The sequence below is a fragment of the Paenibacillus sp. J22P165 genome (assembly GCF_059692015.1).
Genome location: NZ_JCAUAP010000007.1, coordinates 438,459 through 461,722 on the forward strand (window position 1 = coordinate 438,459; position 23,264 = coordinate 461,722).

Consider the following 23,264-nt stretch of genomic DNA (forward strand, 5'->3'; position numbering starts at 1 on the left):
CAATTCGGGGGAATTTGGAAAATGAATATGAAGTTAACGCATCCTGTGTTTATCTATGATGATCAAGAAATTCAGTATAAATTTAATGATACGCATCCCTTCAATCAGGACCGTCTCATTATGACAGTTGATTTGTTGCGTAAATCTGGCGCGCTTCCAGACAATGCGATACTTACGTCTCGCTCAGCGACTGATGCAGAACTCTTGCGGGTGCATTCAGCCACTTATATCGAGGCAGTGAAAGCGCTAAGTGTTCCTTCTCCTGAAGAACGATGGGTCCGAGAGGCAACTCGCTTTGGGCTCGACACCGACGATACACCTTACTTCCCAGAGATGCATGACATTACAGCAAAGGTCGTAGGCGGTTCTATCCTGGCAGTAGACCTCGTGATGTCTGGCCAAGCTCCGCATGCCTTACACCTAGGCGGCGGCCTCCATCACGCCCTGCAGAGCAAGGGTGCGGGCTTCTGCGTCTATAACGACGCATCTGCGGCAATCGCTTACGCCAAAGAGAAGTATGGCGCTAAGGTGCTCTACATCGACACAGACGTGCATCACGGCGACGGTGTGCAGTGGAGCTTCTACGCCGATCCACAGGTCGGCACGCTTTCCATTCATGAGACGGGGAAATATTTATTTCCCGGCACAGGGGCTGTGAATGAGCGCGGAGAAGGCGACGCATTCGGGACTAGCGTGAACATCCCGGTGGAGCCCTACACCGAGGATGATTCCTGGCTGGAATGCTTCAGCGAGGTGTTGACCGAGCTGATCGCCCGCTTCCAGCCGGACGTCATTATCTCTCAGCATGGCTGCGATGCCCATGCTTTCGACCCGCTTGCGCATGTGCATTGCTCGATGCGCGTGTACAAGGCCATGCCCGAGCTCATCCATCGACTTGCGCACCAGTGGTGCGAAGGTCGGTGGGTCGCGCTCGGCGGCGGTGGGTACGACATCTGGCGTGTCGTACCGCGCGCTTGGAGCCTGCTCTGGCTCGTCATGAGCGAGCAGGCGATCTTGAGTCAGCTGGAGGCGGAGCCCCAGCTGAGGCTGCCCCAGGCGTGGCTGGACGCCTGGCAGGACAAGAGCCCAGTCCCACTCGTGGAGACGTGGCTCGACCCGGTTGAAGCCTGGACGCCGATTCCACGGCGCCAGGTGATCACCGAAAAGAATCGGCAAACGAAAGAATTAGCCATGATGTATTTGAAATAATACGTAGTTCATAAGAAAAAGCTCAGAACCCGCCATTCGGCGTTGCTCTGAGCTTTTTTCATGTGAATTTTACAGCTGTTTCACCATATCTTCAACCATTTTATACGAATTCTCCGAAGCAATCACCGTAAATTCCGCGAAATTCACATGTGCAGAGCCATCCGCTTTATCGGACATGGAACGTAGTACCACATATGGAATGCTATTCATCGCACATACTTGCGCAACGGATGAGCCTTCCATCTCGACACAGACCCCATTCAATTCTTGATAGAGGCTAGCAACAACATCTCTGCTTGCAATGAATTGGTCACCGGAAAGCACTCTTCCTAGCTTCACTTTGCCTGCAAACAATTTCTCACCAGAAGCAACGGCAAGATCTACCAGTCTGCGATCAGCTGCGTATACGGAATTCTCTGCATAAGGAATGACGCCGCGCGGAAATCCAAGTGCTGTAACATCCATATCATGCTGTACGCATTCCGTCGAAATCACAAGATCCCCAATTTGCAATTCAGGATCAAGCGCACCAGCTACGCCAGTGAAAATCACAGTTTCAACACCAAACTGGTCAATCAGGATTTGTGTAGTAACCGCAGCATTCACTTTACCCACGCCCGTGCGACATACGACGACATTTTTACCAAAATAAGTGCCTTCACGGAACGTAATGCCGGCTTTTACCGTTTCTTTGATATCTGTCATGTGAGCAACAAGCAGCTCAATTTCTTCATTCATTGCGCCAATTAGAGCGATTTTATTCCAAGTCATATGTGTATCCTCTCTCTCTTCTACATGAGAAAACCTCTACCGCGCTCATCCAGAGTGGAAGAACACGATTAGAGGTTTATTTTTCATTTAAGCTTTAACCGAGTGACGGTTAATAATTTCATGCGGCAAAATAACTTGCATATTATCTGTTGATTCTTTATTCATCAATTTGGTCAAAAGACGCATCGACACAGCTCCGATATCATACATCGGTTGAGCTACCGTCGTCAATGTCGGTCTTACCATGGATGCCATACGGATGTTATCCACACTAATGACGGCAATATCTTCAGGAACACGAAGACCGTTATCTTGAATAGTATGAATTGCACCAATTGCCATTTCATCTGTTGCCGAGAAAATGGCGGAAGGTTTTGGCGAAAGTTCCAGGAAGTAGTTCACCGCATCAACGCTAGATTCGTATCGATAATTACCAATGCGTACATACTCATCTCGCAATGGGATGCCAGCCGTTTCAAGCGCACGCTTGTAGCCTTGATATCTAGCGAAACCATTCGCAGGATCCTGCAGCGTGCCTGAAATCATAGCAATGTCACGATGTCCTGCTTCAATCAGCACGTTAACAGCATCAAATGCTGCCGCCTCATGATCGATATCAACGGACGCCATCGCTTGGTTCTCGTCCTTCGTTCCACATAGAACAACTGGTACAGACGAAGTGCGGAAAGCTTGAATGTGCTCTTCCGTAACAACACCGCCCATGAAGAGCAGTCCGTCCACTTGTTTTTCGAGCAACGTATTGATAACACGAATTTCCTTCTCTTTCTTCTTGTCCGCATTACACAAAATAATATTGTAATGATACATATTCGCAATATCCTCAATACCACGCGCTACCTCAGCAAAAATGGAATTGGAGATATCGGGAATAACTACACCAACAGTTGTTGTCTTCTTGCTTGCTAGACCTCTTGCTACCGCATTTGGGCGGTAACCTAATCGTTCAATGGCTTCAAAAACCTTCTTACGGGTTTGCGGCTTCACGTTGGGGTTGTTGTTGACGACCCGAGAAACGGTTGCCATGGAAACGCCTGCTTCTCTCGCTACATCATAAATAGTTACGGTCACGGTTGCTCTCTCCACTTCACAAAGTATTCTGCGAACCTAGTATATTATCGTTATGATACGACAAATTAATCCATCTTGCAATGCAAAATGAAAATGCTTTGAAAAAAATTTCATTTTATTTTCAAAAGAGACACAAATAGAATAAAAGCCAACCTCGAATCGAGATTGGCCGCCATTTTTTAAGTAGAAATTGCGCTTTGAGTGATTTGTGATAACCGTTTGCGAATTTCATCAGCCCAAGGTTCGTCGCCTAGCGATTGTGCTAGCAACAGGATGTCCAATAGCTCATTAATTCGTTCTTCCACAATTTTCTCCATCGAATCATTCATACGCTCTTTTTCTGTTACCTTCAATAGCAGAAAGGCAATCTCTGATACTTCATGAAAGAAGAATTGTTGCTTTTCTGGTTTACTTCCCAGCCTACCGATCAGACCGGTAAGTTCAGGTTTAACGTGAGGCACAACCTCACTCCGTCCACAGGCCTCACAGGAATAGATAGGAACATTCTCAATATCTACTTTACTTTGATAAATAACCGTGCGCAGACGAAGGTTCATCGTGCGTCCGCACTTACAATACTTTTGCATTCTAACACTCCTTCACTGACAGGCGGCATGTACATTAGTTGCTTGTACTATGTTATTCTACGATGCCTTCAGATTTCCTTCTGAATATAGCATAGTAGTTTTTGCCACCTTTGGAAGCGGAGTCTTACTTTGCCTGTTGTTTACTGTAAGCGATAACTTCATCTACAAAGCGCTTAGAAAACGCTGGAAGATCTGGCGGTCTACGCCCAGAAATAATATTACGATCAACGACCACTTCTTCATCGACCCATGTTGCACCCGCATTTTCAATATCGTCGCGAATTCCTGGTGTTGACGTCATTGTGTAGCCATTCACGATCTTAGCTGAAATTAAAACCCAGCCTGCATGACAAATTTGCGCAATAGGCTTCACATCCGCGTGAAACTCCTGTGTCAATCGAAGTACATCAGCATAGCGGCGAAGTTTATCAGGTGCCCAACCGCCTGGTACGTAAAGACCGATGTAATCGGAAGACTTCACTTCATCGAAAGCATAATCCGTCGTAATTGGCACACCATATTTCCCGTGGTATACCGTTTTGGCTTTTGGACCCACGATATCTACAATGGCTCCTGCTTCGCGCAAACGATAGACCGGGTACCACATTTCTAAATCTTCAAATTCTTCATCTACAAACGCAAGCACCTTCAAGCCCGCTAGTTCCATACTAATTACCTCCTACAATAGATTCGGTTTGTTCGATTTGTTCGGTTTGAGCAAGTAGCTCTAAGATTTCATCACTGGTTTTGCATACTAAAATGCGATCCACTAATGCTTTACATGTCGCGGCATCACTGGAAAGCAAGCGGTGCTTAACCTGTAAGAGCGTCTGGACGGATATGCTGAGCTCTTCAATACCAAGACCTAGCCAAATCGGCAAAGCTCGAATATCTCCTGCCATTTCTCCGCACACGCCTACAGGAATGCCAACACGTTTGCCTGCGTCGATCACTGATTTGAGTAATCGAATAACGGCCGGATGATAAGGATTATATAAGTGCGCGATATTCTCGTTCATTCGATCGACTGCCAAAACATATTGAACTAAATCATTCGTACCGATACTCATGAAATTCACTTCACTTGCAAGCACATCCGCAATAATCGCAGCAGCAGGCACTTCAATTGTAAGACCAACCTCAATATTAGGATTAAAAGGCACACCAAGCGAACTTAATTCCAACTTTGCTCTTTCTAAGTGCGCTTTCGCTTGACGCACCTCTTCAATAGACGTCACCATCGGATACATGATCTTCACATTGCCATAATAACTAGCTCGTAAGATCGCTCTTAACTGCGTCATGAAGAGATCCGTTCGATCCAGCGAGATCCGAATTGCCCGATAGCCCAGGAAGGGATTATCCTCTTTGGCAAGCGGCATATAGTCAAGCTTCTTATCGCCGCCAATATCCAGTGTTCGGATTACAATAGGACGACCTTTCAGTGACATCGCGGCGTGACGATAGACTTCAAATTGTTCATCTTCACTAGGCAACGAATCCCGATCCATGTATAGGTATTCTGTTCGGAACAGCCCTACACCGGAAGCACCATTTCGCAGCACTTGATCAATTTCCATGACCGAATTAATATTCGCATGTAAATGAACTAAGCTTTTATCCAACGTTAGGGGAGCCACATCCGCAATTTCTTGTAGACTTTCTTTGAAATCCAGCCAGTTTTTCTTCCGGGCCTGATAACGCTCGATGGTGAGCTTATCCGGATTAATATACAAAGTCCCTTCTTGCCCATCAATAATCAGAAAGTCACCATTTTGAATAGGACGAAGCAGCTTCCCTTCTAGCCCTAGTACATAAGGAACAGACATGGCTCTCGCCATGATTGAAACATGCGAATGCGTGCCACCTAGAATAGTCAGAAGTCCTAATACATTCGTTGGATCCAAATGCGCAAGCTGGGAAGGTGTGAGCTCCTTCGCAACTAAAATGTAGGAATGATCAATTGGCGGCACAGTTGTGCTCGTATCCCCTAATAAATGCTTCAACAGACGATTACCTACATCTTTAATGTCCAGTGCACGTTCTTTCATGTATTCATCGTCGATCAGATTAAACATACCTACGAATTTATCGATGACTTCTTTCACCGCAACTTCTGCGGCTTTGTACTGCAGTTCAATAATCCCTTGAATCTCATTCATGAAAATAGGATCTTCCAAGATCGCCAAATGCGCATCAAAAATATAGGCTTGTTCTTGCCCAACAACCTCTTTGATCTCTTGCTTGATTAGCTCTAGCTCATCTTTGGAATGGCGAATCCCATCGTATAATCGCTCGAATTCATAAGCTAAATCCGTCACATCAATCATTTTCTCTGGAAAATCCCATTCCCACGTAGGAATTACAAATGCCTGCCCCATCGCGATTCCCGAAGACGCACCTACACCTCTAATCATCCGTTCGTCCCCCCCTCGGATTTAGTTGGCTTAAGGACTACGGACATAACAGAGCCTTGGCCTTTCTTAACTGGTTTAAACGGAGCAAAGCTCCACGATTTCACAATATCTGGATTCGTAATAATCATCGGTGTCGCTAAAGAAGATGCGAATTTCTTCACTTTGTTATAATTGAATTTGACCAACAGTTGACCTGCTTCCACACGATCGCCTTCTTTCACCACCGCATTAAAGCACTTACCAGGTAAGCTGGATGTATCGATACCGATATGCAGCAGAACTTCCAGTCCTTCATCCGTCAAAATACCTAACGCATGCATTGTCGGGTAAATATGCATGATGGTACCTGCAACCGGAGAAACCAACTCCCCTTTTTCAGGAATAAAAGCAACACCATTTCCGACTAGTCGCGAGGCAAAGATGCGATCTGGTACTTCTTCAATCGGGATCATACGTCCCTGCATAGGGGAAGTAAACAAGACGACATGAATATCTTTGCGCAGTACTTTCATAATTTCTTCACGTATAAGCTCTGAAAATGTTCCAAACACGACTTGAACATTGCCTCCTCCAAGACGTATGACGCCTGCTGCTCCTAAGTGTCGTAATGCCGTGATGTCCATCAGACGATCATTGACAAGTGTCAGTCGCAATCGAGTAATACAGGCCTCAATCTTCTTAATATTGTCTTTCCCACCAAGTGCCTGCAAAATTAACGGAGAACGATATGGAATGTCTCCTGCCCACTCTTCTAAAGAAGAACCTTCTTCCCTGCCGGGTGTAGGTATACGGAACTTCTGTATCGCCCATCGAAATAAGAAATAATAAAGTAAACCATACACTAGCCCAATCGGAATTAACAATAAGCCATTCGTAGACAAATGCAGATTAATAATGTAGTCAATCGCCCCTGCTGAATATGAGAACCCATGATGGATATTCAACTCATAGGCAATCCACATAGCAACCCCCGAAAGGATGGCATGGATAACAAATAAATAAGGAGCCACAAAAAGAAAGGCAAATTCGATCGGCTCTGTTACACCCGTTAAGAAGGAAGCCAACGCAGCTGTCAGGAATGTAGCCTTAATTTTCGGCTTCAAATCCTCCCTAGCTTCTCCTATGATCGCGAATGCAATGGCCGGCAAGGCAAACATCATGATCGGATACAAACCTGCCATATACATGCCTGCCGTCGGATCACCTGCAAAATATCGCGGTAAATCACCGTAGGCATATTGGCCATTCGGCGTTTCATAAGCGCCCACCTGAAACCAAAAAAAGTTATTTAAAATATGATGCAAACCAGAGGGCACCAACAGACGATGCGCAATGCCATATATAAAAGCACCAAAGCCGCCTAACCCCAGTAATCCACTTGATATTTTACCCATTAATGTCTCTAAATAAGGACCAATCCCGATCATTATATAAGAGACAATGAGCGTCGCGAGTCCCATGACGAGCGGAACCATACGGGGTCCACCGAAAAATTGTATGTACTCTGGAAGCTTGATTTCTTTGCAGCGATGATAGATGATTGCGGCAAGTAAGCCGATCAAGATCCCGCCAGAAACGCCTAATTGAAATTGCGTGCCTAGCCCATGTTCGATAAGTCGGGTAAACATAAAATACCCTAGCATCGCAGATAAACCAGCTATTCCAGCACTTTCTGTTAAGCCTAATGCCACACCGACAGCAAAGATAATAGGTATATAATCAAAGATTGTATTTCCAGCCAATGACAGCATATCCCCAAAACTTGAAGCATGTATGACATCCCAAGGTAAATCCCCTAGACAAAGCAGCACAGCAGCAATAGGAAGCGCAATGGTAGGCAGCATTAAGGAGCGGCCAAGCTGTTGTAAGTTCCCCATCCAGTTCAAACGAATGCTAACCTCCTAAAAGTTTTCGTCAGAAAACTGACTTCGCAAGCATCTTCCATTAATAAATTCAAAAAAGTATCTTCCTCTTAATCATAAGATTCTCTTATCAAATCGTAAAGCTTGTTCGTCCTTTTGTCAAAAAAAATAAGCAAATCATGGGTTCCTATCAGCTTCTTCAACATAGTAAACGCAAAAGTTGACTATGTCCCCTAAAAGCTGTCATACTTTACCTGTACCCTATTTCAAGATCCAAGGAGGAAACACACTTATGTCTTACGATGTTATTATTATTGGAGCTGGACCTACTGGTGCAAGTGCCGCACTTTTCACTTCAAAGGCTGGCAAGAAGACGCTCGTGATCGACAATGAGCAAAGCGTTACGAAACGTGCATGGATCGAGAATCATTATGGTGTAGAGGCTATTGCCGGACCTGATTTAGTTGAAATCGGTAAAAAGCAAGCCGCTAAGTTTGGAACCGAATTCGTCACTGGACAAGCAACGCAGCTTGTTAAAAGCGATGATGGTTTCCAAGTCTCCACGGAAAATGGCACTTATGCAGGGAAACATGTCATTCTAGCTACTGGCTTATCCGTTGAGCTAGCTGAAGCAGCAGGCATCACTACGAAAGCCGGAACAGAACCGCGTATTAAATCCATCGTTGATTGCGATGCACAAGGAAACACAAGCCTAAAAGGTGTATGGGCAGCGGGAACGACAGCTGGTGTCAGCATGCATACCATTATTACGGCAGGTGACGGCGCTAAAGTCGCTATCAACGTCATCAGTGAGCTGAATGGCGCTCGCTATGTTGATCACGACGTTCTGAAAGCTTAATTTCCATTGATAAGAAAACCGCTAATCGATTGGCTTCTTAGGCCTATCAATTAGCGGTTTATTTGGTTTACAGGCTTGCCTTAATTGTTACGTGGATTCAGAATGGCATCTTCCACTTTGATACAACGATCCATAATGACTTCTAAGCCCGCCTCACTAGCAATACGTGCAGCTTCTTCATTTATGATTTCTAATTGCAGCCAAAATACTTTAGCGCCAATCTTGACAGCTTCTTCGGCCACAGGCACGACTGTTTCGGCACGACGGAACACATTCACAATATCCACAGGTTCTGGGATGTCAGATAAAGAGGCGTAGCATTTTTCACCCAGAATTTCTTCAGCATTCGGATTGACAGGGATGATCCGATAACCGCGGCTTTGCATCGCCGCTGCTACCATATAGGATGTGCGATCTGGTTTATCCGATAAGCCAACCACAGCAATGTTCCCTGCTTTAGCAAGTATTTCTTTGATGTGTTCCCTGGACGGATTTTCAAATGTCATATCCAACACTCTCCTATTTATTTAAGTAGGTTAGACCTTGTTTCCCCATGGCAGACCATGTCTCCACAAATTGGGCTTTGTTTACTTGTATTTGCTTTTTACCATTTAATGGATCATTCAAATAAACATTGGACTCATCAAATCCAACAAGAACAACAGCATGCTCCGAGTATGTTGTCTTTAGTGGACCGATCGGGGTATCCCAAGTGACCCATTTGTACGGTAGATTGTAATCAATCGTGGTCCAGACTATAACCGGAATACCATGCGCCACTTGCTGCTCGTATAGCTCAAAAGGTTCCCCCGTTATATTAATAGCTTGAGGGATATACGTTTTCAAAAGAGGGAACAATCCTGCAGCATATATGCCGAAGCCTCTCTTCTTGCGGGTTACATCACCAACGAAGCCGCTGTTGGGATTGCCCCAATACGTGATGTTACCATTGGCATCCAGTGTTGCTGGCGTGGAATCTGTCGGCATTTCGGTGACTAACTCCATCTTCGTTTTGTTCACGCCATAGAACTGTAGCAGCATCGTGAGACTGGTGATCTCACAACCAGCCGGCAGCTCTGGCAGCTGACCAAAGATAGGAACATCCAGCATCGCTGATTTCGCTTGTTCAACAGCGGGCGACGGTGATGGCTTCACAGTCGCCTTAACCGTAGCGGCGGGCTTATCAACTGCTAAGACTACTGGGCCAGACGCGAATAAGGCTGGTTCTTTCCCGGTTGCCTTCGCATAGAGCAGGACAGCAAATACACTGCTTGCAAATGTAAGGCCAGCTACGAGAAATAATCCAAACGTCACCTTCAATCCTTGCCAAATAATCCTCATGCTGACTCACCCATTCATTGTAATTGAGATTCTAGGACTCACTCACAAGCTCAACCTGTGCGCCAATCGAGCGCAAGTGGTCGAAGTATTGTGGGTACGACTTAGCCACGTGGTGGGCATCCCGAATTGTTAATCCCTTCTCAGAGCGAAGACCTACCACCGTTAATGCCATGATGACCCGGTGATCGAAATGCGCATTAATTTCTACGCCGCCTTCAACACCTTGTGGCTTCCCATGAACAATAATTTCACTCTGACGTTCTTCTACATCAGCTCCAGCTTTACGGAGCTCATTCAAGTAATCTGTGATACGATCACACTCTTTATACCGCAAGTTCTCAACATTGTAGAACCGCGATGTACCTTCTGCAAACACAGCCGCAGCAACCATAGCAAGAACTGCATCTGTGAAATGATCGCCATCGAATTCTCCAGCAACTAGGCGCTGATTTCCACGAACATGTACAACGCCATTGTCGTGTGTTAGATCTACGCCCATAGCCTTCAGAACATCGACACACGCTTTCTCGCCTTGCTTGCTATTCTCTTCTAGACGAAGCACACGAACATCCGAGTTTGTCACTGCAGCTGCAGCAAGAATCGCTGCAGAGCCTGGGTAATCACCTTGGATGACGTATTCTTTGGCTTCATAGGATTGTCTGCCTGGTATACGATAGTGCATCAAATCTTCACTTGCATGTACAACAATACCTGCTTGTGCCAAAACTTCAAGCGTTTGACCAACAATAATTTTGGACTTCAAATCATGCAAAACTTCAATTTCAGTATCTTCTTCAAGTAACGGCGTCATAAACAAGAGGGAGCTCAAAAACTGTGAACTCACATTTCCAGAAACGGTGATTTTGCCACCGCGAGGTTGTCCCCCTTTAATAGTTATCGGCAAACGACCGTTATTATGTAGTACTTCTATACCCATTTGTTGCAAAGTATCTATTAAATCATCATGAGGACGTTTCCCCAACGATTCCGGATACGTATTTACGAAAGTTACTTCCGGACAGAAAGCAGCGGTAGACATCAAAAAGCGAAGCACAGCTCCAGCATTGCCAACATTCAATTCAGACACATGCTTAGGGTTCTTACCAAAGCCTGTGATGACAATTTTCTCATCATCTTCTTCTATAATCGCTCCTAAATCACGTACGCAGCGTCTCATCGCATCACTGTCTTCACTATGAGCTGGGTAATAGATTGTGCTTGTCCCATTCGCAAGTGCACCGATAAGCAAGTAGCGTGTAGTATAGTTTTTGGAGGATAATGCATTAATTTCCCCTTCAAGATGGGAAGTTGGTTTTACGATGGCTTTCATGTCGTTTGTTAACTCCTTCGCAAGTAGTTTTATATGTATATCCAGCAGAATGAATGCTAAGAAAACACGCTTCAGCAGGATGATAGAGATCAAATATTATTGACAGTGTATCATACGAAATGTAACTTGGAAACCTTCTCCCCTTACAGGATACTCGCGAAAAAGCTAGATAAAGTAACGCTTCGTTTGACATCTCGGCGTTAAATTTCTATCATACTAAGTAGGAGGATTTCTTCCGTAAATACGAACATGGAGGCACATCATGGATACGATTCTACCATCCGAAGTCAAAACAAGACTTGCACAAGGTGAACATTTAATACTTATCGACGTTCGCGAAGATGAAGAAGTAGCAGAAGGTATGATTCAAGGCGCTATACATATTCCATTAGCCCAATTACCAGAGCGCCTTAGCGAGATTCCACAAGCAGATGAAGTCATTCTAGTATGTCGCAGTGGAAATCGCAGCGGACGCGCACTTGGTTACTTAGAAGCCAATGGCTATAAAGGACTCAAGAACATGACCGGCGGCATGTTGGAATGGGAAGACTAAGCTGAAGAGCTTGTCTTCTCCTTTTAATGGCGACCGGCATGTTGAATGATCAGATCTACAATTTCATCCTCTGATAGTTCAGTAGTATTAATGGACGCATGCGCAAAATCATAGGCATGTCTTCTTTGTTCCATAAGTGTGTGTACACGTTCCTCCAAATTACCTTGCAGCAGAGGGCGATTCGTATCTGCACTAACTCGTTGGATAATCGTTGCTGCTGTTGCTTCCAAGGCAACGACAAAGCCATGCTGAAGCATGCAATCTCTATTGGATGCCGCTAATACAGCCCCTCCACCAGTTGCTACAACTTGCCCTTCACTATCTAAAATCCGTGCCAACGTCTCTGTCTCTAAAGCACGAAAATGAGCTTCACCATGATTGCGAAATAATTCAGGAATACTGGTCTGTTGAATTTCTTCTAACACAGTGTCAGAATCACAAAAACTCCATCCTAAACGCTCTGCTAGCTTCCTACCTACCGTTGATTTCCCTGTCCCCATGAATCCAACAAGTACAATATTTCTAACTGTCACACTAATCCCCTTTTCCCATGAGCTAGTCATACAAACTTTCCCAACATCATACCATAGCTCTTTCAGCATGAATACAATCCATCCAAAAATCATATAGTAGTGTGAATAAATTCTAGCACAAACAGTTAAGATTTTAGAGAGACCACGCCGATAAGGAGAGATGGAGCTTTGAACCCAACTGTTTTGAACACGAACCACACGATTGCCTTTACGAATCGCACACAGCGCAAACTAGAGCAGATTTTGCACCCAAGCTATACGTTATGCAAAGAGGATGTCGTCTGGATTCTAGAATTTATTAAGAAAAAAGTGGCTGAAGAAGACCCGCTTGTGCAAGGTCTTACTCAACCACGATTATTAAGAAATTTCCGTTATTTTGCCGAGGTTTCTCTCATGCTCATCCACCGCCGCAATGGCTTCGATCAAGACGCTGACCGATTGAAGATGTGGCTTAGAGAAGCTGCCTACGGCTTACAAGAAGAGGCTTAACGCCTACTCGTTACCCATCCAGTTGAAGTGGAAGGATCCTTCTTTGTCCACACGTTGGAACGTATGAGCACCGAAGTAGTCACGTTGCGCTTGCAATAGGTTAGCCGGCAGTCTTTCTGTGCGGTAGCTGTCATAGTACGCAAGTGCGGATGCGAAGGAAGGAACTGCGATACCGCGAGTAACGGCTTCAGCTACCACTTTTCTCCATGAACCTTGGTAGTTATCCACTACGTCTGTGAAGTAAGAATCCAACAATAGGTTTTTCAATTCAGGATTGCGATCATATGCATCCTTGATATTTTGAAGGAAACGAGCACGGATAATACACCCGCCACGGAAGATCATAGCGATGCTGCCGTATTTCAAATCCCATTTATATTCTTCGGAAGCTGCTCTCATTTGAGCAAAGCCTTGAGCGTAAGAACAAATTTTGCTGGCGTAAAGAGCTTGACGAACAGCCTCGATAAACGCTTTGCGATCGCCTGTAAATGCTGGAGCATCAGGTCCTTTGAGTACTTTGCTTGCTGCTACGCGTTCTTCCTTCATCGCGGAGATGAAACGGGAGAATACGGATTCTGTGATGATGGAAAGCGGCACGCCTAGGTCCAGAGCACTTTGACTGGTCCATTTTCCTGTTCCCTTTTGACCAGCGGAATCCAGAATCACGTCAACCATTGGTTTGCCTGTTTCAGCATCGTATTTCGTGAAGATATCACGCGTGATTTCGATTAGGTAGCTGTCTAGCTCCCCATTGTTCCACTCTGTGAAAATCTCATGAAGTTCTTCTGTACTAACGTTAAGTACATCTTTCAGCAATTGGTAAGCTTCACAAATCAACTGCATATCCCCGTACTCGATGCCGTTGTGCACCATTTTCACATAGTGACCCGCACCATCTGGTCCGATATACGTACAACAAGCATCTTCGCCAACTTTAGCGGAAATCGCTGTTAGAATAGGTTCTACCAATTTATAAGCGTCTTCTTGTCCACCTGGCATGATCGCAGGTCCTTTAAGTGCGCCTTCTTCACCACCGGAAACACCTGTTCCAACGAAACGAATACCGTGAGCTTCAAGCTCTTTGTTGCGACGTTGTGTGTCAGGGAAAAATGCATTTCCGCCATCGATCAAGATATCGCCTTTATCCAAATGCGGAAGCAATTGGTTAATTGTGTCGTCTGTAGGTCCGCCAGCTTTGACCATGATCAAAATCTTGCGCGGCACTTCAAGGGATTGAACGAATTCTTCAACCGTGTATGTACCAACTAGTTGTTTCCCTGGTGCTTCTTGAAGAAGCTCCTTCGTTTTCTCAGCAGAACGGTTGAATACGGATACCGTAAAGCCTCTGCTTTCAATGTTTAATGCTAAGTTTTTCCCCATTACTGCTAAACCTACAACACCTATTTGTTGCTTAGACATGTCTCTCATACACCCTTCCGATATATAAATGTTTAAATCGTCATCGCGCCAAAACCGCCGTCTACTCTCAAAACTGTTCCTGTCACAAAGCTTGAAGCTTTCTCTGAGGCCAGGTACACCGCAGCACCTTGAAGCTCTGCAGCTTCACCAAATCGATTCATTGGCGTATGACGCATAATGGATTCGATCCGCTCAGGCGACAAAATCTTACGATTCTGCTCTGCTGGGAAAAAGCCAGGAATAATAGCATTCACGCGCACGCGACTTGGAGCAAACTCACGAGCTAGGTTCTGTGTGATGTTATTCACAGCTGCTTTGGAAGCGGAGTAAGTGAACACGCGAGAAAGTGGTGGATCCGAGGAAACGGATGAAATATTAATAATGCTTCCGCCTTCACCTCGTTCAACCATGTATTTCCCGAACACTTGGCAGGCTATCACGACACTTTTCAAATTGACCTCCATAATAGAATCCCATTCTTCCATGGAAATGTCAAAGAAAGGCGTCGCACTATTTTTACCTGGACAATTCATAAGAATATCCGCGCTGCCCGACCAAGCGATAACATCTTGGAGAACTTGCTCTAAATCTTCACGTTTCGTAGCGTCTGCTTGAAACGACTTTGCTTCTCCGCCAATTGCTGCAATACTCTCGCGAACCTGTTCGCATTTCTCTTGATTGCGCCCGACGATCGCGACTTTAGCACCATGTCCAGCTAGAGCAAGAGCCATGGAACCACCAAGTGTACTATTACCGCCAATAATTACTGCTGTTTTTCCAGAAAGATCGAATAAGTTCATTGTCGTCATCCTCTCGAATAATATTAATTTGTCTATTAGGAATTATAGTTGAGGACTCCGTAGGTGCTGACTTTGAAAAGCGGTGATCGCGTCGAATTGATCTTTTAACTGATGATATACGCTCGTATAAATAGATGTCAATTGTTGATATACGCGATAATCGTTTTCATTCACCTCGTGAGCCTTGCCTACACGAATCCATTTGTGTGCATGTGATAAATCTTCAATTTCGCCCATCGCTAGTAGACCTAGTAAGGCAGCGCCAATTCCTGAACTCTCAATAGAGTCCGGAACAGTAACGGCGGTCCCAAGCATATCGGTCATCATCTGACGCCAAAACTCTGAACGAGCGAAACCGCCAGAAGCGCGAATCACCGTAGCAGGACCCATCATCCGTTCCAATGATGTGGCAACGGCTTGAATGGAAAACATGACGCCTTCAAGGGCAGCACGAATCATATGCTTTTTCTGGTGACTGAGTGAAAGGCCGAAATACACACCGCGTGCATTGGCATTCCAATATGGCGCTCGTTCACCCGACAGTAATGGCAAGAAGAGTAAACCATCTGAGCCGGCTCCGACTTCGGCAGCAAGTGCTGTCAAATGGTCGTAAGGATCCATGCCCATACGGCGTGCTTCTTCTGCTTCTGCAGTCGCAATCTGATCTCTTACCCAGCGGAAGACAATCCCCCCATTATTAATGGGGCCACCAACGACCCAGAAATTTTCGGTTAACGCGTAACAGAATAATTTCCCTTCAGGATCCGTTTGAGGTTTGCTAACAACACTGCGAACAGCACCGCTCGTACCGATCGTAACAGCGACTACACCAGGCTCGAACGCCCCCACGCCAAGATTGGCAAGGACACCATCCGATGCACCAACAATAAATGGTGTATCCGTGGACAAGCCCATCGTTGCAGCATCCGCTTGGCTTAATCCTTCAACGCGATGCGTCGTCGGAACTAGTGTGGATAACTGCTTCGGCGTTACACCCGCGTAATCCAATGCACCTGCATCCCAATCTAATTGCTCTAAATTAAATAAGCCAGTTGCACTTGCCAGTGAATGGTCGATGAGATAATCACCAAATAATTTCGCAAACACATACTCTTTAATTCCGATAAATTTATAAGTGTTTCGAACAAGCTCTGGTTCATAATGGCTAAACCACTTTAACTTCAAAAGCGGCGACATCGGGTGAATCGGAGTACCTGTTCTCGCATAAATCTGTTGTCCAAGTCCGCTGAGCCTCAACTCCTCGGCATATTGACTGCTGCGATTGTCAGCCCAAGTAATGCATTGCGTAAGCGGCTTATTATGCTCATCTACGGCAATTAGCGAATGCATCGCGGAACTAAATGACACGCAAAGTACTTGTTCAGGCTTGACGCCTTGCTTGCGAACGACTGCGCCGATCCCTTGCACCACAGCATCAAATATTTGATCTGGATCCTGCTCTGCGCGATCTGAGGCAGGCGTAAACAACGGATATTCGATGGAATGGGAAGCAAGAACACGTCCGTCTCGATCGATGACAAGCGTTTTGGTGCTCGTTGTTCCAATATCGGCTGCTATGATATATGGCTTCTGACTTTCCGTCATGGGCTAATATTCCCCTCTGCATCAAATGATAGCTCAAATGGCTCCGATAAAATCTCGATATCTGGATGTTGACGAGCAGCTTCAAGGAGATTAACTGAAATTTCAATTTCGCCTAGGTGCAGTGTATCTTGAATGCGAACTAGTTTGCAGGTCGTATAATCTAAAATATTACACGTTTTCACAGCTGCTTTGATGGCGTAGAAATCATTCTCCAACGTCGTTGCAATTTTCGTAGGCGCACATACCGTAGAAGTCAGACCATTGGCATATGTGAACTCCAGGTTTGTTTTATCTACAAGGCGTTGCGTCGTAAAGTCAGCTGTACCTACTCCGTTGGCATTCCCTTTTGTTTCATGCGTCAAATCAAGGACTACCATCTTCGACACCTCTGGGCCACCATGTGCATACGGTGTAGGATAACGCCCAGTTACGTTCGGATCCATGCCATCACCGCTAATGTTTTTACCGATATAATCAATAACAAGGACATCGATTTCATCGAACAAAATTTTGGGCAAGCGGGACTTCGCTTCAACGAGTAAAACTTCCTCGCGAGCCTCGATCTCCGCGGCTGGCAGGACTTCGACCTGACATGTTTCATCGTAAGCATTCTCAACGAGCGCAACACCGAAAACGATCGGCAACTTCTCAATCATGAGATTCGCCATCGCCGGCACGTTCTCAGCCATATACTTAAAGCCTAACTGATGACAAGCTTCAGCGCCCTTTTGCTTACCCAAACCAATCGCGATCATCTTCATGATGCCGCTCTCAATACGTCCACGGAATGCCGTATGCGGCTTCACACGATTAATAACGACAATGGCATCTGCCTCTGAAGCAATGCGATCTACGTAAACCGGCAAACCGTTCGGCAGTTGATCGATTTTGACGACGTCCATCGAAGAACGAATTGGTGCTCCCATTGATTCTTCCGTTATACCAAAGTGCTGCAGCACCTCAGTCTGACCTTCTGCGGTTGCTCCGCCGTGACTGCCCATACACGGTACGATGAATGGATGCGCGCCTCTAGCCTTAATCGCATCCAAAGTTGTTTTCGTGAAACCAGCGATATTGGCAATACCTCTGCTCCCTACAGCAACTGCAACTTGTTGACCGGGAAGAATGCTCGGCATAACGCCACTGCTTTCCAGCTTATCGGCAAGTTCCTGCAAAGGATTCTCCAAAATTGTACGATCAAATTTTTGGCGGATCTTGACCATTTGCGGAATCGGAATATCTTGTAACAGCTCTCTTAGAATACTCATCGACTTCTCCCACTTTCTTAGTCTTGTAATGGTTGCACGGACTCACGAACAATCAGTTCCGTTCGCAAGAGCACTTGCTCTGTGGCATGCAATTTGTTCTCTATATTACCTAAGAGACGCAATGCGCCTTCTTTGCTAATTTGTTCAATGGGTCTTCGTACAGTCGTCAAGGACGGCGTAACATACCCTGCGAAAACCGTATCGTCAAAGCCAACTACGGATATGTCTTTAGGGACTTGTAAACCCGCTTCAAATACAGCTTTAATGGCGCCTAATGCCATCTCATCATTACAGCAAAATACAGCTGTCGGCTTCTCATTCAGACTCAGAAACTGCTGCATCGCTTTATGACCGCTTTCAAGATCATACAATCCTGGCAAGCGATAGGCTGCTGGAACCGAGATCCCGTAATGGCCCATAGCACGTTCAAAACCATCTTTCCGATTTTGTGCGGATTTGAAACCTTTGCGTCCTTCAATTAGTGCAATTTTCTTATGTCCTTGCTTCACAAGGTAAGCGCCTGCATGAAAAGCACCTTGCTCCTCATCGGACAACACATTCAGAACACCAGCGGTGTCCACAGGGCGATTCAGCACAACCAAGGGAATCCCCTTCTGTGCAATGTGTTCAATGATTGGTTGATCGTCATCACTTTGACTAACTATGATGATGCCGTCGAAACTTTTCTTCGTAACGGAATGAAAGCTCGTGTAATCATCAATTCCCTTGACGATCAGCTGATAGCGATCTCTTATCACGGAGTTAACCCCACGAATAGCTTCGTAAAAGAATCCTGCGGAAGTACCATTGCTTAGTGTGGTGAAAAATAGCCCCAAGTTATACGAGCGATCCAAAACTAAGCTCTTCGCATTATAATTCGGCGTGTAATCCAGTTGATTAGCGATGATGCGAATGCGCTCCTTGGTCTCCTCTTGGATGAGCGGACTGTTGTTCAGCGCTCTGGAAACGGTGGTATGCGATACACCTGCGAGCTTCGCAATATCCTTAATCGTTACGCTCATGCCATCACCTCTATCTGAAGCATATCACATCTATGCACACGTTAACAATACTCTTTTTGTAGAGCAAAAAAACTCCCTTCTCCAGGAGTCTTTCACTTATTTTTTGTATATTTCAGCACGAATATCCCCCTTTAAACACACAAAAGAGAGTCCCGTATACGTTCATACAGGCTCTCTTTCATCCCAGCACACTATTCATTCTCACATCTCCAATAGAAGCATTTCTTGTCTCAGCTCGATCAATTTAGCTTTACTTTCCATCGCGGCTTTGGTATCCCCGGATGCGATTGCATCTTGCAGCGTAGCTAATTCATAATCAAGCTCCATTCGCAAAATAGGGATGCGTTCATCCGTCCTCTTCGATCTTAGTGCTTGCATGACTTCTTCTACGGTCACAGCAGGCTCCTTCTGATACAGCACCTTATGTTCAATTCCGCTAATCTCTACCATGCGGATGATTTCCCCGAACATAATATTCTCAATGAGAATTTGCCGATCCTTAAATCTTTTAACTACCGCATGACCGCGTGTATCCCCGATCAGCTTCTCCATCATTTCAGCGAGCTTCTCATCCTTAAATGAATAATTGCCAACAATCTTATACTTCTCGCCAATCCGTTCGAATTTCAGCTTAATCAGCTTGCGGCCTGTTCGAATAGAAATGATAAACTGCAGTTCACTTTCATTCCAATAGAGTGAGTATCCTTCTTGAATGAGCGCTTTAATGAAGTTCCGGATTAGCCGGCGATCAAATCGTAACTCTAGGTTGCAATACTCCACTTCATGACTCTTACTCACGGCAATCCCCTCCATAATTGGTGCATAATCATTTATTTAAATATTCAGACAACTTGTGTTCTTACAGTTATCTTATTATGAATTCTATGTTTTAGCAACTTGGATTATGGATATTTTTTTAAAAGAAAGCGCACAAAAAAAGCCGATGCCTGTTTGCCATCAGCTACAGTCCATGAATCGGCCAGTCTATAGTTAATGCCAACCCCAGAAAAATCCATCGCGCTCCCAGGCAGCTCTTCCGCCATGCAATTTCTTGAAGATTTTCTTAACCTCTTTGGAAATCGCTTGATTCCCATTCTCGTTCGCATAAATAAATGATTCCCCAAAATTGTTAAGAATATAGTCAACTGCATCCTTTTGATACAAAATACCTGCCGATTTCAATTCATTAAGCATCCACTCTGCAATTTCATTCTCTTTCATCCTCTACCCATTCTCCTTTTCTATCCTTGTCCATCTGATTATTATACCATAAATGCATGCAAAATCCGCACCTGACTAGGGACACCAGCACAATCATGTAAGTTGCCTCTTTTAGCCCATTCCATACTGCCCCTTGCTCCATATGCTATGTCGAAAGTCAATGACAGGTCTTAGAAAGAGAGGGTGAATCAAATGGGTTATGGCGTAGCAGGTGTTGGTGGAGTTGGTTGTGGCGGCGGTTATGGGTCTTCTGCAGCAATCTTGGTTCTTTTCATCTTGTTGGTTATTATCACTAGCGCTTTTGTAATCTAATCTTCTCCAGATAAGAAAAGGCAGCCCCTCTGCATTCATTTGCGGGAGCTGCCTTTTTTATAACTAACCTCGTTTACTTCCCAGCCTCAATGTCTTCTTTTGAAGAACTTCCAACGAAATAAAGAATTTTATTATTCCATCCCGTAGATTGGGTCAAGGTAAGTTTAGTTCGATAGAAATGACCATTATCATTTGTCAAATAGCTATATGTATTTTCTTCAGGTAATTTATCGATGATGATCGGATTTGAAGCTATGATAACGCCATTAATCGGCAAGTATTGAAAATCATTTACATATTTCCTTAATTCCTCGAGTTTGAGCGGATCCTTCTCTTCGGTTATCACGATGGTTTCGTAATTCGTATATGAGATTTGCGGGGGTTCGTTCCCCCATACATTTTTCAATTCGGTCTCACTTACGTACAGTTGACCTGTAAATTTATCTTTCGCCTTACGCAAGCCATCTGTGCGGATCCCCATTCGCTCCACATCAATCAAGCGGTAATACGCTTGATCTGTATTATTTATTAGCATTGGATAAGTAGCCCCGCGGTAATCCATATATTGCGCATACGGAAATTGCAGCTTAATGTCCAGGTAATTCGTTGCCGTTCCCTCCGCAGGTTGATTTGGATTCACACGCGGATTAATAAAAATTGTTTTCGTACTTTCTTCCCAATTCACAATAGCACCCAAATGTCCGCCTAATTCTTTGACTGGCAAATAACTCGAATTATTATAGATTAATGGCGGATTCGCTAACTGAACGGCTTGACCATTCACAACAACCTTATAATCACTTCTCAGATACGCATCGACACGTTGAAGCACATCCTGTGCATATACACCTGCCCCAAAGCAAGTTCCCATCAACGTTCCGATAATTGCTATTTTTGACCACTTCGGCATTTTCTTCATCCGTTTCCTTCCTCCTGTACCTTCCATGCTTGCAACTATCATTCGACAAATACCTAATTTTCCCTGCTTATTTCGACAATATCGATCTTAGGACCTATACGCAAACATCGAAGAAACTTGGGATTCATTGCGAGATGTAGAAAATTACTTTAGAATAGTTGACAAATAAGATTGAAAAGAGGACCTCATACCATGAGTTTTACTGGATTTACACAACATGATTTTGATACCTTTGCTATTGATGGCTTAGATGGGCGTATGGCCGCCATTCGCGAACGGATTCAACCTAAATTCAAGGCGTTAGGCGACAAATTAGCAGCCGACTTAGCCGTTCAATCTGGAACTGAGATGTACCTTCATATTGCCAAACATTTACGGCGTACAATCAATCCCCCAGTAGATACTTGGATGGCGATTTGCCCTTATAAACGTGGCTATAAGCAAGTCCCCCATTTCCAAGTCGGACTTTTCGACGATCGTGTATTCATCTGGCTTGCCCTTATCTATGAACTTCCGAACAAAGGAAACATAGCGACAACGTACATGAACAATTTGAAAAAAATTCAGGCAGAAATCCCGAAAGACTTCCTTATCTCTTTTGACCATATGAAAAAAGATACAACGCCTGTGTCTTCACTCGACACTACGGGTTGGAACAATGCGCTTATCCGCTTCCGTGATGTCAAAAAGGCGGAGCTGCTCATCGGTCGCAATCTCAGCTACAATGATCCTGTATTAGCGAATCCTGCTGCATTGGAACAATTGATCGAGCAAACCTTCCAGCAGTTGCTTCCTTTGTACAAGCTTGCCGTTGACACACCATCGCTCTAATTTCATGAAAAATTTATGTTAAATTAAGGTTGATTTCAACTAAAACGAGGCTTTCCTGCGCAGACTAATCCTGTAATTCCCAATCTAACAGGAAGGAGGCCTCGAAACCATTGGAAACAACGAAACTAAGAAAGCTTCTCATCAGCTCGATCGCACTCTCCTGCATCTTAGGTGGAAGCCTGACTGCAGTCGCGCAGAATCCTGATTTGGACGAACAGCCTACCGCAGGGTGGCAACAAGCTGATGAGAAGGGACAAGGCGGACATCATAAACGGAAATGGCCGATTATTGAAGAATCAGCCACGGTTATTGGTGTAGACAAAGAAGTTCTCTTCAAATCGCTGAAGAGCGGTAAAAGCATTGTTGAAGTCGCAGCCGAAAAAGGCATCTCGGAAGCTGATCTAACTGCTAAACTCCAACAACTGCGGACAACGAAGATCGAAACAGCCGTCAAAGACGGCAAGCTAACTGCTGACCAAGGCGATCACATGAAGCAAAAGCTTGGCGAGCATCTCAAGTTCATCCTCAATGAGAAGAACCTACTGGCTCACCACCCTGGTGGTCACGGCAAACACAAATTCGGTCTAAAACCCGATACCGAAAAACTCGCAAAATCGCTAGGCATGAGTAAAGACGAGCTTCGCACGCAACTGCATGCAGGGAAGTCACTCACTGAAATTGCCCAAGCAAAAGGTATTTCCAAAGACAAGCTTGTGGTATCCATTAAGGATCAGTTGACCCCATCCATCGAGAAATGGGTAGATCACAAAATGGAACCGAAAGCTAAGAAGTAATGATGTGAAATAACAATAGGGGCATTCGTTTGA

At 44.9% G+C, this 23,264-nt stretch carries 25 protein-coding genes; 7 read left to right on the forward strand and 18 right to left on the reverse strand.

The features are described 5' to 3' along the window. Nucleotides 1-21 precede the first annotated feature (21 nt). Nucleotides 22-1,209, forward strand: coding sequence for an acetoin utilization protein AcuC (locus AC58QM_RS19485; protein ID WP_497286523.1), 1,188 nt, complete (start codon nt 22-24; stop codon nt 1,207-1,209). A gap of 69 nt (nt 1,210-1,278) precedes the next feature. Here the strand turns inward: AC58QM_RS19485 and AC58QM_RS19490 are convergent, their stop codons facing one another. From AC58QM_RS19490 to AC58QM_RS19515, 6 genes are all read right to left on the reverse strand, one after another. Further along, on the reverse strand, nt 1,279-1,980 hold the full coding sequence (locus AC58QM_RS19490; RefSeq protein WP_497286524.1) for a 5'-methylthioadenosine/adenosylhomocysteine nucleosidase: 702 nt from the start codon (nt 1,978-1,980) through the stop codon (nt 1,279-1,281). A gap of 87 nt (nt 1,981-2,067) precedes the next feature. After that, entirely contained in the window at nt 2,068-3,069 is a 1,002-nt protein-coding gene (gene ccpA, locus AC58QM_RS19495; protein ID WP_310227204.1) for a catabolite control protein A, read from the reverse strand. A gap of 179 nt (nt 3,070-3,248) precedes the next feature. Then, a complete protein-coding gene (locus AC58QM_RS19500; RefSeq protein WP_310227202.1) occupies nt 3,249-3,656 on the reverse strand; it encodes a hypothetical protein in 408 nt (135 codons plus the stop codon). 124 nt (nt 3,657-3,780) lie between these two features. Beyond that, on the reverse strand, nt 3,781-4,323 hold the full coding sequence (locus AC58QM_RS19505) for a type 1 glutamine amidotransferase domain-containing protein (RefSeq protein ID WP_497286525.1): 543 nt from the start codon (nt 4,321-4,323) through the stop codon (nt 3,781-3,783). A gap of 1 nt (nt 4,324) precedes the next feature. Beyond that, a complete protein-coding gene (gene ptsP, locus AC58QM_RS19510) occupies nt 4,325-6,073 on the reverse strand; it encodes a phosphoenolpyruvate--protein phosphotransferase (RefSeq protein ID WP_497286526.1) in 1,749 nt (582 codons plus the stop codon). Continuing rightward, a complete protein-coding gene (locus AC58QM_RS19515) occupies nt 6,070-7,959 on the reverse strand; it encodes a glucose PTS transporter subunit IIA (protein ID WP_497286527.1) in 1,890 nt (629 codons plus the stop codon). Before AC58QM_RS19515 ends, ptsP begins: the two co-directional genes overlap by 4 nt. Before the next feature lie 268 nt (nt 7,960-8,227). Here AC58QM_RS19515 and AC58QM_RS19520 point away from each other — a divergent pair, with 268 nt between their 5' ends. Then, nucleotides 8,228-8,794 carry an NAD(P)/FAD-dependent oxidoreductase gene (locus AC58QM_RS19520; protein ID WP_310227194.1) on the forward strand — a complete coding sequence of 189 codons (567 nt, stop codon included), beginning with the start codon at nt 8,228-8,230 and terminating at the stop codon, nt 8,792-8,794. 80 nt (nt 8,795-8,874) lie between these two features. On the opposite strand, the gene AC58QM_RS19525 is transcribed toward AC58QM_RS19520, so the two are convergent. Genes AC58QM_RS19525 through aroA form a run of 3 tightly spaced genes read right to left on the reverse strand, consistent with a single transcriptional unit; the run spans nt 8,875 to nt 11,465 of the window. Beyond that, nucleotides 8,875-9,300 carry a CoA-binding protein gene (locus AC58QM_RS19525; protein ID WP_497286528.1) on the reverse strand — a complete coding sequence of 142 codons (426 nt, stop codon included), beginning with the start codon at nt 9,298-9,300 and terminating at the stop codon, nt 8,875-8,877. A 13-nt stretch (nt 9,301-9,313) separates the two neighbouring features. Further along, a complete protein-coding gene (locus AC58QM_RS19530) occupies nt 9,314-10,135 on the reverse strand; it encodes a C39 family peptidase (RefSeq protein WP_497286529.1) in 822 nt (273 codons plus the stop codon). A 31-nt stretch (nt 10,136-10,166) separates the two neighbouring features. Next, on the reverse strand, nt 10,167-11,465 hold the full coding sequence (gene aroA, locus AC58QM_RS19535) for a 3-phosphoshikimate 1-carboxyvinyltransferase (RefSeq protein ID WP_497286530.1): 1,299 nt from the start codon (nt 11,463-11,465) through the stop codon (nt 10,167-10,169). 262 nt (nt 11,466-11,727) lie between these two features. On the opposite strand from aroA, the gene AC58QM_RS19540 reads away from it, so the two are divergent. Next, nucleotides 11,728-12,018, forward strand: coding sequence for a rhodanese-like domain-containing protein (locus AC58QM_RS19540; protein WP_310227187.1), 291 nt, complete (start codon nt 11,728-11,730; stop codon nt 12,016-12,018). Between the two features lie 23 nt (nt 12,019-12,041). Here AC58QM_RS19540 and AC58QM_RS19545 read toward each other — a convergent pair whose 3' ends face one another. Beyond that, on the reverse strand, nt 12,042-12,620 hold the full coding sequence (locus tag AC58QM_RS19545; RefSeq protein ID WP_497286531.1) for a shikimate kinase: 579 nt from the start codon (nt 12,618-12,620) through the stop codon (nt 12,042-12,044). Nucleotides 12,621-12,719: 99 nt separating this feature from the next. On the opposite strand from AC58QM_RS19545, the gene AC58QM_RS19550 reads away from it, so the two are divergent. Continuing rightward, nucleotides 12,720-13,040 carry a hypothetical protein gene (locus AC58QM_RS19550; RefSeq protein ID WP_497286532.1) on the forward strand — a complete coding sequence of 107 codons (321 nt, stop codon included), beginning with the start codon at nt 12,720-12,722 and terminating at the stop codon, nt 13,038-13,040. 3 nt (nt 13,041-13,043) lie between these two features. Here AC58QM_RS19550 and gnd read toward each other — a convergent pair whose 3' ends face one another. The 7 genes from gnd to AC58QM_RS19585 all read right to left on the reverse strand — a co-directional run bounded on the left by gnd (nt 13,044) and on the right by AC58QM_RS19585 (nt 20,375). Beyond that, a complete protein-coding gene (gene gnd / locus AC58QM_RS19555; protein ID WP_310227181.1) occupies nt 13,044-14,459 on the reverse strand; it encodes an NADP-dependent phosphogluconate dehydrogenase in 1,416 nt (471 codons plus the stop codon). 32 nt (nt 14,460-14,491) lie between these two features. Then, the gene (locus tag AC58QM_RS19560) at nt 14,492-15,259 is read right to left on the reverse strand and encodes an SDR family oxidoreductase (protein ID WP_497286533.1); all 768 of its coding nucleotides are present in this window, start codon (nt 15,257-15,259) and stop codon (nt 14,492-14,494) included. 42 nt (nt 15,260-15,301) lie between these two features. Beyond that, the gene (gene gntK, locus AC58QM_RS19565; RefSeq protein WP_497286534.1) at nt 15,302-16,864 is read right to left on the reverse strand and encodes a gluconokinase; all 1,563 of its coding nucleotides are present in this window, start codon (nt 16,862-16,864) and stop codon (nt 15,302-15,304) included. Beyond that, on the reverse strand, nt 16,861-18,132 hold the full coding sequence (locus AC58QM_RS19570) for a nickel pincer cofactor-dependent isomerase, group 22 (RefSeq protein ID WP_497286535.1): 1,272 nt from the start codon (nt 18,130-18,132) through the stop codon (nt 16,861-16,863). Before AC58QM_RS19570 ends, gntK begins: the two co-directional genes overlap by 4 nt. Nucleotides 18,133-18,149: 17 nt before the next feature. Then, a complete protein-coding gene (locus tag AC58QM_RS19575; protein WP_497286536.1) occupies nt 18,150-19,154 on the reverse strand; it encodes a LacI family DNA-binding transcriptional regulator in 1,005 nt (334 codons plus the stop codon). 201 nt (nt 19,155-19,355) lie between these two features. Further along, nucleotides 19,356-19,952, reverse strand: a complete 597-nt coding sequence (locus tag AC58QM_RS19580) for a YkzI domain-containing protein (RefSeq protein WP_310227172.1) — start codon at nt 19,950-19,952, stop codon at nt 19,356-19,358. A gap of 192 nt (nt 19,953-20,144) precedes the next feature. Then, nucleotides 20,145-20,375: a DUF6953 family protein gene (locus tag AC58QM_RS19585; protein ID WP_497286537.1), complete on the reverse strand. Its 231-nt coding sequence runs from the start codon at nt 20,373-20,375 to the stop codon at nt 20,145-20,147. Nucleotides 20,376-20,567: 192 nt separating this feature from the next. Between AC58QM_RS19585 and AC58QM_RS19590 the strand changes: the two genes are divergently transcribed. After that, nucleotides 20,568-20,687, forward strand: a complete 120-nt coding sequence (locus AC58QM_RS19590) for a YjcZ family sporulation protein (RefSeq protein ID WP_082595333.1) — start codon at nt 20,568-20,570, stop codon at nt 20,685-20,687. A gap of 73 nt (nt 20,688-20,760) precedes the next feature. Here AC58QM_RS19590 and AC58QM_RS19595 read toward each other — a convergent pair whose 3' ends face one another. Then, complete coding sequence (locus tag AC58QM_RS19595) at nt 20,761-21,606, reverse strand: stalk domain-containing protein (RefSeq protein ID WP_497286538.1); 846 nt, start codon at nt 21,604-21,606, stop codon at nt 20,761-20,763. A gap of 192 nt (nt 21,607-21,798) precedes the next feature. On the opposite strand from AC58QM_RS19595, the gene AC58QM_RS19600 reads away from it, so the two are divergent. Both AC58QM_RS19600 and AC58QM_RS19605 read left to right on the forward strand, forming a co-directional pair. Continuing rightward, complete coding sequence (locus AC58QM_RS19600; RefSeq protein WP_497286539.1) at nt 21,799-22,437, forward strand: YktB family protein; 639 nt, start codon at nt 21,799-21,801, stop codon at nt 22,435-22,437. A gap of 110 nt (nt 22,438-22,547) precedes the next feature. Next, nucleotides 22,548-23,231: a hypothetical protein gene (locus AC58QM_RS19605; RefSeq protein WP_497286540.1), complete on the forward strand. Its 684-nt coding sequence runs from the start codon at nt 22,548-22,550 to the stop codon at nt 23,229-23,231. Nucleotides 23,232-23,264: the final 33 nt, after the last annotated feature.

Coding starts and splice junctions, on each gene's coding strand:
- AC58QM_RS19520 (WP_310227194.1), top strand. CDS start 8,228: ATGTCTTACGATGTTATTATTATTGGAGCTGGACCTACTGGTGCAAGT.
- AC58QM_RS19485 (WP_497286523.1), top strand. CDS start 22: ATGAATATGAAGTTAACGCATCCTGTGTTTATCTATGATGATCAAGAA.
- AC58QM_RS19600 (WP_497286539.1), top strand. CDS start 21,799: ATGAGTTTTACTGGATTTACACAACATGATTTTGATACCTTTGCTATT.
- AC58QM_RS19505 (WP_497286525.1), bottom strand. CDS start 4,323: ATGGAACTAGCGGGCTTGAAGGTGCTTGCGTTTGTAGATGAAGAATTT.
- gnd (WP_310227181.1), bottom strand. CDS start 14,459: ATGTCTAAGCAACAAATAGGTGTTGTAGGTTTAGCAGTAATGGGGAAA.
- AC58QM_RS19490 (WP_497286524.1), bottom strand. CDS start 1,980: ATGACTTGGAATAAAATCGCTCTAATTGGCGCAATGAATGAAGAAATT.
- AC58QM_RS19585 (WP_497286537.1), bottom strand. CDS start 20,375: ATGAAAGAGAATGAAATTGCAGAGTGGATGCTTAATGAATTGAAATCG.
- ptsP (WP_497286526.1), bottom strand. CDS start 6,073: ATGATTAGAGGTGTAGGTGCGTCTTCGGGAATCGCGATGGGGCAGGCA.
- aroA (WP_497286530.1), bottom strand. CDS start 11,465: ATGAAAGCCATCGTAAAACCAACTTCCCATCTTGAAGGGGAAATTAAT.
- AC58QM_RS19540 (WP_310227187.1), top strand. CDS start 11,728: ATGGATACGATTCTACCATCCGAAGTCAAAACAAGACTTGCACAAGGT.
- AC58QM_RS19525 (WP_497286528.1), bottom strand. CDS start 9,300: ATGACATTTGAAAATCCGTCCAGGGAACACATCAAAGAAATACTTGCT.
- AC58QM_RS19590 (WP_082595333.1), top strand. CDS start 20,568: ATGGGTTATGGCGTAGCAGGTGTTGGTGGAGTTGGTTGTGGCGGCGGT.
- AC58QM_RS19570 (WP_497286535.1), bottom strand. CDS start 18,132: ATGAGTATTCTAAGAGAGCTGTTACAAGATATTCCGATTCCGCAAATG.
- AC58QM_RS19545 (WP_497286531.1), bottom strand. CDS start 12,620: ATGCTGAAAGAGCTATGGTATGATGTTGGGAAAGTTTGTATGACTAGC.
- gntK (WP_497286534.1), bottom strand. CDS start 16,864: ATGACGGAAAGTCAGAAGCCATATATCATAGCAGCCGATATTGGAACA.
- AC58QM_RS19575 (WP_497286536.1), bottom strand. CDS start 19,154: ATGAGCGTAACGATTAAGGATATTGCGAAGCTCGCAGGTGTATCGCAT.
- AC58QM_RS19560 (WP_497286533.1), bottom strand. CDS start 15,259: ATGAACTTATTCGATCTTTCTGGAAAAACAGCAGTAATTATTGGCGGT.
- AC58QM_RS19530 (WP_497286529.1), bottom strand. CDS start 10,135: ATGAGGATTATTTGGCAAGGATTGAAGGTGACGTTTGGATTATTTCTC.
- AC58QM_RS19595 (WP_497286538.1), bottom strand. CDS start 21,606: ATGAAGAAAATGCCGAAGTGGTCAAAAATAGCAATTATCGGAACGTTG.
- AC58QM_RS19500 (WP_310227202.1), bottom strand. CDS start 3,656: ATGCAAAAGTATTGTAAGTGCGGACGCACGATGAACCTTCGTCTGCGC.